General features: G+C 44.0%; 14 protein-coding genes and 1 tRNA gene. 11 read left to right on the forward strand and 4 right to left on the reverse strand.

Annotated elements, in window-relative coordinates:
* Positions 1 to 3 precede the first annotated feature (3 nt).
* The 4 genes from LP107_RS01615 (at position 4) to LP107_RS01630 (ending at position 3885) form a co-directional block, all read left to right on the forward strand.
* Entirely contained in the window at positions 4 to 1242 is a 1239-nt protein-coding gene (locus tag LP107_RS01615; RefSeq protein ID WP_078275298.1) for a DUF2515 family protein, read from the forward strand.
* Between the two features lie 109 nt (positions 1243 to 1351).
* Positions 1352 to 2338, forward strand: a complete 987-nt coding sequence (locus LP107_RS01620) for a hypothetical protein (RefSeq protein WP_143821757.1) — start codon at positions 1352 to 1354, stop codon at positions 2336 to 2338.
* 6 nt (positions 2339 to 2344) lie between these two features.
* The gene (locus LP107_RS01625) at positions 2345 to 2920 is read left to right on the forward strand and encodes a DUF2345 domain-containing protein (protein WP_264676346.1); all 576 of its coding nucleotides are present in this window, start codon (positions 2345 to 2347) and stop codon (positions 2918 to 2920) included.
* A 53-nt stretch (positions 2921 to 2973) separates the two neighbouring features.
* The gene (locus LP107_RS01630) at positions 2974 to 3885 is read left to right on the forward strand and encodes an IS982 family transposase (protein WP_078275357.1); all 912 of its coding nucleotides are present in this window, start codon (positions 2974 to 2976) and stop codon (positions 3883 to 3885) included.
* Between the two features lie 61 nt (positions 3886 to 3946).
* On the opposite strand, the gene LP107_RS01635 is transcribed toward LP107_RS01630, so the two are convergent.
* Entirely contained in the window at positions 3947 to 4708 is a 762-nt protein-coding gene (locus tag LP107_RS01635) for an integrase core domain-containing protein (RefSeq protein WP_208624034.1), read from the reverse strand.
* 361 nt (positions 4709 to 5069) lie between these two features.
* Between LP107_RS01635 and tuf the strand changes: the two genes are divergently transcribed.
* From tuf to rplS, 3 genes are all read left to right on the forward strand, one after another.
* Positions 5070 to 6260, forward strand: a complete 1191-nt coding sequence (gene tuf / locus LP107_RS01640) for an elongation factor Tu (RefSeq protein WP_029102688.1) — start codon at positions 5070 to 5072, stop codon at positions 6258 to 6260.
* 257 nt (positions 6261 to 6517) lie between these two features.
* Entirely contained in the window at positions 6518 to 8362 is a 1845-nt protein-coding gene (glmS, locus tag LP107_RS01645; RefSeq protein WP_078274477.1) for a glutamine--fructose-6-phosphate transaminase (isomerizing), read from the forward strand.
* A gap of 156 nt (positions 8363 to 8518) precedes the next feature.
* Entirely contained in the window at positions 8519 to 8887 is a 369-nt protein-coding gene (rplS, locus tag LP107_RS01650; protein WP_062501004.1) for a 50S ribosomal protein L19, read from the forward strand.
* Positions 8888 to 9065: 178 nt separating this feature from the next.
* Here the strand turns inward: rplS and LP107_RS01655 are convergent.
* Positions 9066 to 9141, reverse strand: a tRNA-Phe gene (locus LP107_RS01655).
* Positions 9142 to 9278: 137 nt separating this feature from the next.
* On the opposite strand from LP107_RS01655, the gene LP107_RS01660 reads away from it, so the two are divergent.
* Positions 9279 to 10217, forward strand: coding sequence for a polyprenyl synthetase family protein (locus LP107_RS01660; RefSeq protein WP_078274476.1), 939 nt, complete (start codon positions 9279 to 9281; stop codon positions 10215 to 10217).
* A gap of 66 nt (positions 10218 to 10283) precedes the next feature.
* On the opposite strand, the gene mutY is transcribed toward LP107_RS01660, so the two are convergent.
* Complete coding sequence (mutY, locus tag LP107_RS01665; RefSeq protein WP_228157754.1) at positions 10284 to 11447, reverse strand: A/G-specific adenine glycosylase; 1164 nt, start codon at positions 11445 to 11447, stop codon at positions 10284 to 10286.
* 207 nt (positions 11448 to 11654) lie between these two features.
* Between mutY and LP107_RS01670 the strand changes: the two genes are divergently transcribed.
* The 3 genes from LP107_RS01670 (at position 11655) to LP107_RS01680 (ending at position 13567) form a co-directional block, all read left to right on the forward strand.
* Positions 11655 to 12770, forward strand: a complete 1116-nt coding sequence (locus LP107_RS01670) for a DNA/RNA non-specific endonuclease (protein WP_228157755.1) — start codon at positions 11655 to 11657, stop codon at positions 12768 to 12770.
* A 9-nt stretch (positions 12771 to 12779) separates the two neighbouring features.
* Positions 12780 to 13034, forward strand: a complete 255-nt coding sequence (locus LP107_RS01675) for a hypothetical protein (protein ID WP_112741765.1) — start codon at positions 12780 to 12782, stop codon at positions 13032 to 13034.
* A 167-nt stretch (positions 13035 to 13201) separates the two neighbouring features.
* Positions 13202 to 13567, forward strand: a complete 366-nt coding sequence (locus LP107_RS01680; RefSeq protein ID WP_112741766.1) for a DUF2147 domain-containing protein — start codon at positions 13202 to 13204, stop codon at positions 13565 to 13567.
* 55 nt (positions 13568 to 13622) lie between these two features.
* Here LP107_RS01680 and glnK read toward each other — a convergent pair whose 3' ends face one another.
* The gene (gene glnK / locus LP107_RS01685; protein WP_029102928.1) at positions 13623 to 13961 is read right to left on the reverse strand and encodes a P-II family nitrogen regulator; all 339 of its coding nucleotides are present in this window, start codon (positions 13959 to 13961) and stop codon (positions 13623 to 13625) included.
* Positions 13962 to 14070 lie beyond the last annotated feature (109 nt).

The following is a 14070-nucleotide window of genomic DNA, read 5'->3' on the forward strand; positions in this document are numbered from 1 at the left end:
ATAATGGATACTAAAATTTCAACCAATATGACTAACCCTATGCCAAACAGCCAATGCACGGCTAGGATGGATTATGGTGAAATTTGGTCTTATCATCAACTAATTTCCATGATTTTATTGTCCAAAAAACATACAAGCACTGAGCATAGATTTTTGGACGATAGCGAGCAAAAGGGGCAAACCCAAGAACGTATCAAAACAATAGCTAGTCATTACGCAATAATGTATTTGGAGACCAGCAAAAAGGGTGGCAAAAATCTAAAAGGTCGCTTTTATTGGATGGGGTTGGCGGCATTTGCAGCCAAACAAGTGTATTGTGGCGCCTTGGCAATGGATGATGTGGTAAATAAAGGTTTATCCAAGGTTGGTTATTATGGCAACAAATTAGATGATTTTACTGGTGCTAAAGCAATCGCTCCAAAGTATATTAAACACTTAGAAGAAAATGCTTTGAGTGATAAAGAATTAGATCACATTAGAGAAAGAATGCTTTTGGGTAACTTGTTTTTGTTTTTGGACATTTACCCTTACCATCACCTTTATAGAGAGCTTCCCTGTTCTTTTTTTGAGGCGATCAATCATAGAAATTCCCAAAAATATGTATCTACCGTCAAAACTGATTTATATGATTTGCCACACTGTGATGAGCTTGGACTCATTAAGCATTTCACCTATGATAAAAAGCATTTAAAAAGTGCTTTTGAGAGTATTCAAATGATAGAGAGGCTCATGAAAGAAAATATAGGAAAAAGAATGAATGATAAAACTATAGAAAAAATCAGAGGGTATCAACAACAAAGTTTATTAGACATTGCCAACCACGAACAACGTGTTATCCTACAAAACTGCTTTTATGCCCCCAATGGCAGGGTGGACCCGACGTTAAAAAAAGTGTTAGATAAACAAAAGCAGTTAGATAAACTCAAAAAAACAATGGCCGCCATTTCTTGGATTGCGGATGTGCAAGGGCGACAAGCAGTTTTAACCAATGCCTGCCAATTAAGCGATGATTTTATGGAAGGTAATGCTAATAGAGAACGCTTTTATGAGGACATGAAAAACAGCTCAGAACTTAATAGCACTTGGGGCGAGAACTTGTATGATGTTGAACAAAGAATGGCGTTTATCACTAGAATTGCTGAAGATTACCACTTTATTATGCTCAATTATAAGACAAAAGTAGAGGGTTACATGCAGTCCATTGTTAATGGAGAAGTTGTAGAGGGCGATGGTGATTTTTAATGTAGTTAAAAAAACAGTAAAATACACTGTTTTGGGTGTAATAACCCTTATCGTATTATTTTTACTATTGATATATATCTTGGTTTTTATTAGTGGCGTGGAGTATTACATGAAATCAAAACAAGACAATACACCTGTGGTATTAAATAAAAATGAGCAAGGCGAGCATCGTATGGTAGTACGCCTTGGTGAAGATGCCAGAACGCTCATTCAAAGAAACCCTAACCTCTTTGTCAGCAGAGAGTATGATGGCTATCCCGTGGGCTTTTTGCGCCCTAGGTTTTCTTATAAGGAAGTCCCTAATGTACGCTTGGAGCTATTAGATGAGGATTATGAGCTGGCATTATCTTTGAATGGTTTTGAAACAGATATTATGTTGGCAAGTGAAAAAGAACCGCTAAATGTAGGGTTCTTGAGTGCACACCTGAAAGAAACAGGAAATATTCATAGAGCGGTAAAAGCATCCGAGGCTTTTGGTGACAAAGTTGAAGAGATACAAAATGCTACACATCTAAGCAATGAAGAGAAAACTAAGCAGATAGATGCCATCACACAAACCTTTGAAGAACAGGAAAAACGATACGAGATAGAAACTTCTAAAAAACTCTATCAGCAATACCAAGACATTTTGGCAGTGCTAAAAAAATATAATTGGAAGCCTTATGCTCACTTACAATCACCTAGAGTATTCGGAAGAGATTCTTGGAGGGTTCAGCAAGATGAATCATTCCGCGATGAAGATTATATAAGTGTATGGGAAGATGGTTTTTATATTGACAGCTATGAAAAATGGCAAAAATATGTTGAAGATGATGATATTTTTGTGCTTTTTTATCGTAAAAATCTGCTGTTACGGTTATCGGTCAGTGATTTATCTCCCCGCCTAGAAATAGAAACCAATACTTCCAAGTATTTAAATAGAGAAGATGATAGATGGATGGAAAAACTCGCCGCCGACATCCCCACATGGCAAGCCCAACGCAAAGAGGCTGAGGATGCCCTAAGAGCCAAAGGCTATACCATTGATGAGAGTTATGTGGATGCTCCCTTACCCAAGGAGTTCTTAGAATGGCAAAAATATCAAATAAAACCATGACAAGACATTCACACTGCGACAAACAAAGACCTAAGCCTTGCCACCACCTCAAAATATAACCTAACCGTCCAAAACGGCATCAGAGTCTTTGTCCAAACAGGAGGCATTAAGCACTACACCGCCAAAGACGACATAGAACTACAAGCTCAAGATGGTCAAATCAAACACATCGCCAAAGACAACATAGAGATTATCTCAACAGAAGGTAAAATCCAAATCACAAGCCCCACTCAATTATCCATCAACATCTGTGGTTCTGAGTTTAAAATGAACGAACAAGGCGTGTTTATCACAACACCTGGGGTGTTTCAAGTCAAGAGTAATGAGAAGGTGATGGAGGGGGGTGAGTATGTGGGGTATGAGGTGGTGAGGTTGCCGAAGCTTGGTGATTATTATCTGCACTTTGTCATGAAGGATAAGAATGATCATCCTCTGTCAGGTAAAAGTTATATTTTATATAACAATGATGGCGAGGTAGTGGAAACAGGCATTCTTGACAAAGAGAGTAAAACTTCGGTGTTGTATGATAAACTTACCCCACTCTCAACTAACACACCACAACAAGCAGGGTGCTTGAAATAAAAACAACATAGCCCAATCCAATGTTTCACCACAAAACAGTCGAGGAGTAGGCTATGTCGTATGATGATTTTATCATTGTTGTCTATCTTTTGGTAGAGGCTTTGTATCAAAATATTGTAACCAAACCTCTAAGAAGCAAAGGCTTTTTGCCTGCCTTGTCTGACACAGAAATCATCACCATGGAGCTTGTGGGTGAAAGTTTAGGTTTTGACACTGACAAGGAGATTTGGGCTTACTTTAAAAACTGCTATCAACACTATTTCCCCAAATTAGGCTCATACCCAAACTTTGCCAAACACTGTGCCAACTTGGTTTGGGTTAAAGACAAAATGATGAAGGTACTTGGCTCTTTGTGTATTCTTGACAATCAAGACAGCCGTCCCACTAAGCCTTATTTGATTGACAGCTTTCCTTTGCCTGTCTGTGTCTATCAAAGAGCAAAAAGACACAAATCTTTTAAGGGGGTTGGGAGCTTTGGTTATTGTGCCAGTAAGAGCGAACACTACTTTGGGTTTAAAGCCCATTTACTCACAAACCAAGACGGTCAAGTGATTGCTTACACATTAACACCTGCCAATACAGATGACAGACAGGTAGTGTTTGAGTTGACACAGTCCTTGCAAGGAGGGCAAGCCAGTTTGGTCTTTGGGGATAAGGGTTATTTATCCAAAGCATTACAAGAGGAACTTGCTAAGTTGGGGGTTGATCTACAAACACCTCTTAGGGATAATATGAAAGAGGATAGAGGTCAAGGTTTTGTGTCTTATCTTAAACGAACAAGAAAAACCATTGAAACCGTCATCTCTCAATTATCACAAAGATTTAATGTTCAAACCACCAAGGCAAGAGACTTGTGGCATCTGTCCAACCGTTTTATTAGAAAACTCTTAGCTCACAGTCTTTGTGTACAAATCAACAAACAACTTGGCAATCCACCCTTAAGGTTTGAGATGATTTTAAGTTGAGAGTGGGGTAAACTTGAAAAAGAGTACTATATTCACATATTAGATGTTAACTGTAAAAACCTCACCCGTTATTTACACTTTGTTTAAAATAAAACTCTAACCATTCATAAGGCGTAAAAGTCAAAGTTTTTCCTGTAATCTCATCTTTTTTGGTTAAAGATGAATGTGGTCTAACAGTGTTATAGAAATTAAGAAATCTGGTTAATTCTTGCTTTCTATGTTCACTGCTGACAAACTCATGTTGATGATGCCAAAGCTCTATTAATGTTCGTATCTCCTGTTCAGCTTTGCCATTGGTTTGTGGTCTGCCTACTTTGGTAAATTTTTGGTTGATGTGGTTATCATAACATACTTTGACAAATTCATGCTGTGTTGTGCCTTTAAATTCAGTGCCATTGTCAGAGTAAATAACATCAATTTGGTAAGGACAAGGTTCTATCACTTGCTCTACCAGAAACTGTGCTGCACCAAAGGCTGTTTTGTCAGGCAGTATGGCAGCATACAGTTCACAAGAATAGTCATCTACGGCAACAAACAGATATTCTCTAGGACTGTTTGTACTTTGTCCTTTAAGTAAAGGTAAGCGTTTGGCATCTACATGAACCATCTCACCAAAATAGGACTTGTTGTATCGCTTGGCTTGCCTTTTGAGTTTGTCTTGAATGGATTTTTCAACCTTAGCCAAGCGTTTAATGCCATACTTGGCTTGTTTAAAGCGATTATTGGTACTGGTTTGAGGCTTAAGGAGTTTAATGCGAGCAAGTTTTAAGACCTTGTAAATGGTAGGTCTTGATACTTTGTACTCGAGTGCCAGTGAAGTCACTGATTGCTTGTTCTTATGGTAAGCAGTTCAAATGGCTTTCCTATGGTGGGGAAGCAGTCTTGTGTTTTTGTGTATGTTCATTTGCAGTATTTTACCTTAATACTGTAAATAACGGGGGTTTATTTTACATTTGTATCAATTTGTCTAAAAATTAATCATATTTGGGGTAAAACGCACAAATTTTCCTGTAAAATTGGCATAATTTTACATTGACGGTGGTTTAAATTATAAAGAGTTGTGTTATAATTAGCAAGATATGGCAAATTTGTTTGAATGTTGTCATAAATTTGTCTGTGAAATTAAGACAATCCGAGCGAAAATTTCCATACCTAAATTCATAGGTTAATAAGAGGACATACCCATGGCCAAAGCCAAATTCGAACGTAACAAACCACACGTAAATGTTGGTACCATCGGTCACGTTGACCACGGTAAAACTACCCTAACTGCTGCTATTGCAACCGTTGCTGCTAAGCATCACGGTGGTGAAGCAAAAGACTACGCTGCCATTGACTCAGCGCCTGAAGAAAAAGCTCGTGGTATTACCATTAATACCTCTCACATCGAGTACGACACTGCTAACCGTCACTATGCACACGTAGACTGCCCCGGTCACGCCGACTATGTTAAAAACATGATTACTGGTGCGGCTCAAATGGACGGTGCTATCCTAGTTGTTGCTGCCACCGACGGTCCTATGCCACAAACTCGTGAGCACATCCTTCTATCTCGTCAGGTTGGCGTACCTTACATCATGGTATTCATGAACAAGTGCGACCTAGTAGATGACGAAGAGCTACTAGAACTAGTAGAAATGGAAGTACGTGAACTTCTGTCTGACTACGACTTCCCAGGTGATGACACGCCTATCATCAAAGGTTCTGCACTACTAGGTCTAAATGGCGACCAAGGTCAATACGGCGAGCCTGCTATCCTAGAGCTACTAAGCACTCTAGACAGCTACATCCCTGAGCCAGAGCGTGACATCGATAAAGCATTCCTAATGCCAATCGAAGACGTATTCTCAATCTCTGGTCGTGGTACTGTGGTAACTGGTCGTGTTGAATCTGGCATCATCAAAGTGGGCGACGAAGTTGAAATCGTTGGTATCAAAGACACTGCCAAGACTACCTGTACTGGTGTTGAGATGTTCCGTAAGCTACTAGACGAAGGTCGTGCGGGCGAGAACTGTGGTGTGCTACTACGTGGTACTAAGCGTGAAGAAGTTCAACGTGGTCAAGTACTTGCTAAGCCCGGTTCAATCACCCCGCACACCCAATTTGACGCAGAAGTATATGTACTGTCAAAAGAAGAAGGTGGTCGTCATACGCCATTCCTAAACGGCTATCGTCCACAGTTCTACTTCCGTACCACTGACGTAACTGGTGCCATCACTCTACAAGAAGGTACTGAAATGGTTATGCCTGGCGACAACGTTGAGATGAGTGTTGAGCTTATCCACCCAATCGCCATGGACAAAGGTCTACGCTTCGCCATCCGTGAAGGCGGTCGTACCGTAGGTGCTGGTGTTGTTGCTAACGTTAAGAACTAATCTAACAAGATTGGCTTAACAGCAAACAAGACTAACCAAGTCAAACCCAAACCCCCTGCCAGAGATGGTGGGGGGTTTGGGTTTTTGGGGGAGTTGGGTTTGGAAAAAAAGGGGGTGTTTGCAAAACTACCACCAAAGCAGATATCAAAGCGACTGCCAAATTTGCTATAATACACGCCTTACCTAACGATTTGGGGTAGGACTTTTTTGTGGCAATCCTTGCCATTGTAATATTAACCAGATACTAAGGAACTAATATGTGCGGTATCGTTGGGGCAATTCGTGCCCATGCCAATGTGGTGGATTTTTTAACAGACGGGCTAAAACGCCTAGAATATCGTGGCTATGATTCGTCAGGCATTGCGGTATACAGTGAGAGCGAACAAAAGATTAAGCGAGTTCGTCGTGTGGGGCGTGTCGCTCTGATGGAAGAAGCGGTTAAACAAAAAGGACTGACGGGTCATATTGGCATCGGACATACCCGCTGGGCAACGCATGGCGGTGTGACCGAGCCAAATGCTCATCCGCATATCTCAGGTGGACTCATCTCGGTGGTGCATAACGGCATTATTGAGAACTTTGAAGCCGAACGTACCCGCTTAGAAGCGTTGGGTTATGAATTTGAATCGCAAACGGACACGGAAGTCATTGCTCACAGCGTCCACCATGAATACGAAAATAACGGCAAGGATTTGTACCGTGCAGTACAAACGGCATGCAGTCGTTTTCATGGGGCGTTTGCGATTGCCGTGATATGCCATGATAACCCTGCTCATATGGTGGTGGCTCGCATGGGCTGTCCACTCCTCGTGGCATTTGGTGATGAAGAAGTATTTATCGCATCTGATGTGTCGGCAGTCATTGCTTTTACTCGTAAAGTCACTTATTTAGAAGATGGCGACATTGCTTTGTTGTCCGCTAACGGCATTGACATGCTCCTTGACAAAAATGGCGACAAAACCGAGCGTGCGGTAAAAACTTCCGAGCTATCATTGGCAAGTTTAGAGCTTGGTGGGTATAGCCACTTTATGCAAAAAGAGATTTATGAACAGCCAAAAGCGGTGGCGGATACAGCAGAGATTTTCCTAGATGGCGGTTTTGTGCCAGAGAATTTTGGCGAGCGTGCCCCAGAGATTTTCTCAAAAATTAAAAGCATTAAAATCCTAGCGTGTGGTACGTCTTATTATTCGGCACTTACGGGTAGATATTGGCTAGAATCCATCGCTCGTATTCGTACGGATGTAGAGATCGCCAGTGAATACCGTTACCGTGATGTCATCGCTGACCCTGATGAGCTCATCATCACGATTAGTCAGTCGGGAGAGACACTAGACACAATGGAGGCGTTAAAATATGCCCAAGCCCAAGGGCATGAGTGTAGCCTGTCTATTTGTAACGTATTAGAATCTGCCCTGCCCCGAGCCAGTACGCTCGCCATCTATACCCGAGCAGGGGCAGAGATTGGTGTGGCAAGCACCAAAGCCTTTACTACTCAGCTTGTGATTTTATTTGGACTGGCAGTGACACTGGGCAAACTTCGTAGACATGTGTCTGATGATGAACTGACTGGCTATGCTGATGATTTACGTCAGCTACCGGGAAGCATACAGCGCGCCCTAAACTTAGAGCCACAGCTTGCGGTATGGGCAAAAGAGTTCGCCACCAAGCCGTCTGCGTTATATTTGGGTCGTGGCATTCATTATCCGATTGCCTTAGAAGGGGCGTTAAAACTAAAAGAGCTGACCTATATCCATGCCGAGGCTTATCCTGCGGGCGAACTCAAACATGGTCCTTTGGCACTCGTTGATGAGAACATGCCCGTGGTGGTCATCGCTCCGAACGATAAACTGCTTGATAAGGTCAAAGCCAATATGCAAGAAGTCGGGGCTAGGGGCGGAGAATTGTTTGTCTTATCTGACCTTGACAGCGACTTTGCCGAAACGGACGGCGTGCATATCATTCTCACACCACGTCATATCGGGGTGTTATCGCCCATTGTTCATACCATTGCCGTGCAACTGCTCTCCTACCATGTTGCTTTGGTGCGTGGTACGGACGTGGATAAACCCCGTAACCTTGCCAAATCAGTTACGGTGGAATAACCCTTGATTTTTGTTTGGCTTTTTATTATAATGAGCCGTTTTATGTGTCCGTGTGGCTCGGACGTGGATTGAGCTTTTCAATCTGATGATGATATGATATGCGACCTTTGAGCCATGTAGAAAGGTATGAGCCTATGTCATTTATTGGAGTATTCCATGAGTAACAAACATCCCCTAGTTCAACAAATTGAACAATCACAGCTAAAAGACCACCCTTCATTCGCCCCTGGCGATACTGTTGTGGTTAAAGTTCGTGTCCAAGAAGGCGACAAAGAGCGTCTGCAAGCCTTTGAAGGCGTGGTTATCGCTAAGCGTAACCGTGGTCTAAACTCATCTTTCACCGTACGTAAGATTTCAAGCGGTGTGGGTGTTGAGCGTGCATTCCAACTACACTCACCAATCATCGGTGGTATCGAAGTTAAGCGTCGTGGTGATGTTCGCCGTGCCAAACTTTACTACCTACGTGAGCGTTCTGGTAAGTCTGCCCGTATAAAAGAAAAATTGGGTGCCAAAAAAGACGCTTAATGTCTTATCTGATTTATCCAATCAAAACCCTGCCGACATGGTAGGGTTTTTGTGGTTTGGCTTTGTGCTCAGTTAATTCCAAAACGTGCCAATAAGCACGGAAAGCACGTCCTTTGATGGCGTTATTTTTATCACGCACAACAAAAAACACTCAACCGAAATTGAGTGTTTCTAAATATGGTGGCGTGGGGCAGGATCGAACTGCCGACACACGGATTTTCAATCCGTTGCTCTACCGACTGAGCTACCGCGCCAAAATTTTGATTAGCTTTATTGGCTAAGTGGTGCGTATTATATATGATTTTAAAAACTTTGCAAGCACTTTTTGCATATTTTTTGAAAAATTTTTAAAAACCCATGATTTTTACCCAAAATCCTTGCGTTTTGGGGTATGATAGCGTTTTTTGACGTGGGGGCGGACATGAGTAAATTGCAAACCAATGATTTAAACAGCATACAAGAGTTTACAAAAAATCAGCTAATGGCGGATTTTGATGTGTTATTTGACACCGCTAATCTACCAAACCCACTAAATGAAGCGTCTCGTTATGCCATTTCCAACGGGGGTAAACGGGTGCGTCCTTTGCTTGTACTGGCGACTTTTTTGGCAGCTGGGGGGTGTGTGGATACGCCTGTCTTTGGGGCGGTACGCCGTGCCATGCTTGCCATTGAGATGATTCACAGCTATTCTTTGGTTCATGATGACCTGCCGTGCATGGATGATGATGACCTGCGCCGTGGCAAACCGACCTGCCATGTGGTCTATGGTGAGGCTACCGCGATGCTGGTAGGGGATGTGCTACAGTCGCTTGCCTTTGATGTGCTGGGCGGCGATTATTGGGGTGATACGGATGATGTTAAATTCGCCAAACTCACCAAAATTCTAGCATCCAATGCCAGACGAATGGTGGCAGGGCAGCAGGCGGATTTAAATGGTGAACAAAAACAGCTTAACCAAAACGAGCTAGAAGCCATTCACAAGGACAAAACAGGGGCGTTAATCGTGGCGAGTGTTCTTATGGGGGCGGTGTGTGGCGGTACGTCTGATGAACGCATGGCAAGTCTTGGCGAGTATGCACGGCTTATCGGGCTTGCCTATCAAGTGCAGGACGATGTGCTGGATGTGGTGGCAGATACCCAAACGCTGGGCAAAATGGCAGGCAGTGATGAAAAACTGGACAAATCCACCTACGTCAAACTGCTTGGCGTGGACAATGCTCGTGCCTATGCCGACGAGCTCTTTGATAAGGCAAGAGAGCAAGTGGCAGATTTGGGCGATGACAATCTACTTTTGCAAATGGTGGATTGGCTACAAAAAAGAGATCATTAAAAACAGGATTTTGATGTTTGGAAAATATAAAATCGTCAGTTTTGTGATTTAAAAATTGATAACTGATTATAACTGATTAGAATTTACCCCCACCAATTTCCCCATCGCCTTTGGTACGCCCAGCCCATCACACCCTTTTTGCCAAACAAAATCGGCATGAATGGCGGTTAGGGCGTGGTTGATGTTGTTATAAAGTGTTTTATCAATATTTATATAAACCAATGACAAATGCCAATGAAAATGCGTAAGTGTGTGTTTGATGGTTTTGAGATGATTGATGGCAATGTTTGGCAAATTATCCAAAATTTGACGCTCAGCAAGGCTTAGGCGTTGGGCGTGGGTGTATTTATCGTGCATGGTTTTGGCGTGATGTAAATCATGGAGTGCATCGCCTTGTTTGTCATTTATCATCAGCATGGGCAGGGCATACAGTCCGTCCCAAATGCCTGTCCCTGTGTCGCTTTGGCGTTTTATCCATAACAGTTTATCATCATATATCAGAGCAAACACGAGCGAATGGCGGTGGGGTTTGTCCGCCTTTTTGGCTTTGACAGGATAGGCGGTGGGATTGCCGTCCTTATGGGCGGTGCAGTCGTCCGATAGCGGGCAAGAGACGCAAGCAGGGCGAGTGCGAGTGCAGACGGTCGCCCCCAAATCCATCATTGCTTGGGCGAACTTACCGCTATCATCTGTGGGCGTGAGCGTGTCGGCAAGCTCCCACAGCACCTTGTCAGTGGCGGATTTGGTGATGTCGCCGTCTATGCCTGCCCAGCGTGTCAGCACCCGTTTGACGTTGCCGTCGCATATCACGCCACGCCCACGCACGCCCATCGCCACTATCGCCCCTGCGGTGGAGCGTCCCACGCCACGCACGTTTTGCCATTCGTCCACCGTCTTTGGAAAATACCCATGTGTGGCGATATAATCCGCCACTTGCTTTGCCCCTGCGTGTAGATTTCTTGCCCGAGCATAGTAGCCAAGCCCTGCCCATAGGTTTGCCACATCGTCCCAGTCGGCAGCTGCCAAATCTTGTACGGTGGGAAATGTATTCATAAACCGCCCAAAATAACCCAAAACAGTGGCGACTTGGGTTTGTTGAAGCATGATTTCAGACAGCCAAACGGCATAAATGTCAGACGTGTCGGCATGATGATATTGCCAAGGCAAGTCATGGCGACCGTGCGTGGCAAACCAAGTAAGCAGGCGTGGGGCGAAAGTGGCGTGATTCATGGGTGGGGATAAAAGGTTTAAGATAACAGGAAACGTGATTATGGGGATGATTTGCCAATTTTCCATGGGCAAAGATGTGCTTGGGATAAATATGATAAACCCAGTCTTTGCCATAGTGTCAGAGATTGAAAGCTCAGAAATCCTGATAATCCTACCGCTCACACCAAAAATCGGGTATAATGGCACGCATTTTAAGTAGCCAACACCATGTCCTATCTCTACTCATTAGGTACTCGCCCATCCCATCTGTGGGGACTTACTTTGGTACTGTTGTCCTGCCACAGTGCTTATGCCAATAACACCGCCGTTGCCTATGGCGATAACGTGGCGACGGCTTATGCTGACGACCACAATCACGCCCATAACCACAATACTCATAACACCAATAGTTCAAACACCGCCACCGCTTATGCCACAGCTCATGATGGGGGTTATGTGGTGGAGCAGTCCACTGGTTTGGCGACATCAGATGAGCCTGCTGGGGTTTTTATGGGACGGCAGACGACAGCGAACACTGCTCAAAGTCTTGCCAGTTGTCCTGAGTATTTTTATGCCAATACCGCCCCGCAGTTGGTTGGCACCAAAGGGCAAAAATTGGCTCGCAAAAATTATGAGTTGTGCTTTGACGGCTTTGCCGTGCTGTATTCGGGCATCTCACGCACGCCCATCTACTCTGCCGAGTATCTGACCCGTGAACGCATTCATCAGGCACGTTCATTGGCTCGCAAAGACAGCTTTCATGAGGAGAGTCGCCTGCCCACAAACGTGCGAGCAACGCTTAATGACTATCGCCGTTCGGGCTATGACAGGGGGCATTTATCGCCCAATGGCGACATGGCGAATCTCTCACAACAGTTTGACAGTTTTAGTCTTGCCAACATCGCCCCTCAAAACGGCACGCACAACCGAGGAATGTGGCAGGAGATAGAGCAAGACACACGAAACTTGACGGTCAAATATGGCGAGCTGTATGTCGTGACAGGCGTGGTGTTCCAAGGTCGTCAAATCGCCCAAATCGGCGATGGCGTACTGGTGCCGAGCCACTTTTTTAAGGCGGTTTATGTCCCCAGTATCAACCGTGCAGGCGTGTACTATACGCCCAATGACGATTCAGGTAAGATTGAACATATCAGCCTTGCCGAGCTGTCTGAACGTACAGGCATCAACGCCATGCCATCGCTGTCGCCACAGGTGCAGTCATCGGCTTTTAATTTACCCCCTTTGTCTGAGCATGTGGACAGCGTGGATAAAGGGGGTGATACAGAAGGCTGGCTTGCGATTTTGGTGTTGTTGGTGGAATTTGTGATGAGTTTATTAAAATAAGGTGGAGTGATGAATATCTTTGACAATGACAGCGAAGTCCTACAAATTGGGGCTTTAACCATAGAAAATGGCACGGGCAGTGTCATCCTCAGTGGCGATGTGGAAATTACTAAAACGCAGGCGGGCAAGGCACAAGCACAGGCATTGTTTGACTTTGCACAGGCACTTTGTGCGGTGTTTGATGACTTAGACAGCCAAGGTTTGCCTGCTACTGCTGACAAAGACCCATCCAAAGTAGTCATGGTAAACAACCCTTTTGAGTAGACATGCCCTAGGCAGAAACATTTTTACCAAGCGATTACAAAAAGGCAGATGGCTTACAAAGTTAATGTTTGCAATTTAAAAAATCCTTGTTTATAATGGGTAAACAGTTGTCAGTACGAGTACTGACTGGCTTCGATTAATTAGATTTTTGTACACAGGAGTAAGCCATGAAATTAAACAAACTACTTGCCATCGGTCTGGGTGTTGTAGTATCTGCCAGTGCATTTGCCAATGATGATGCCATCGTGGGCAACTGGAAAATGAGTGAGAAGGGCGAAGCCAAAGCCATCATCAACATTAGCAAGTCAGGCAGTGGCTATCAAGCTGTGATGACCAAAGGCTTGACCGAAAAAGCCAAAAAGCGTGAAGGCACGACCGTCATTAGAGACATCAAAGCCCAAGGCGGTGGCAAATACGCAGGTAAAGGCAAACACCCAACCCTGCCCATCTCAGGCACTGCCAACATCACGCTAAATGGCAATAACATCACCATCAAAAGTAAAGCAGGCACGCAAATGGGCGTCAGACAGTAACCAAAGGCTGATTTAAACAGTTAAACACACAAAACCTCACTTCGGTGGGGTTTTCTTATAGGGCATTCTCGTCCGTCTCGCCCGTGCGAATGCGAATGACTTGCTCTAATGGCGTAACAAAAATCTTGCCATCGCCAATCTTACCTGTGTTGGCGGTATCAATAATGGCACCAATGACGCCATCAACCATGTCATCAGCACAGGCGATTTCTAGTTTGACTTTTGGTAAAAAATCCACCACATATTCCGCCCCACGATACATCTCGGTATGTCCTTTTTGGCGACCAAAGCCCTTGACTTCGGTGATGGTAATGCCGTTTACGCCAATGTCCGACAAGGCTTCACGGACATCGTCCAGTTTAAAGGGTTTGATAATCGCGGTAACAAGTTTCATAAAAATCCTTATTGGCAAGTAGCTTTTGCCATTATATGACAATTTTGGCAAAAATCCAACAACACCCACGCCAATTCTGATAGAATAATCATCATTCATATTTTTGGCG

Origin of the sequence: Moraxella bovis (genome assembly GCF_025985205.1) — a bacterium.
GTDB lineage: Bacteria > Pseudomonadota > Gammaproteobacteria > Pseudomonadales > Moraxellaceae > Moraxella > Moraxella bovis.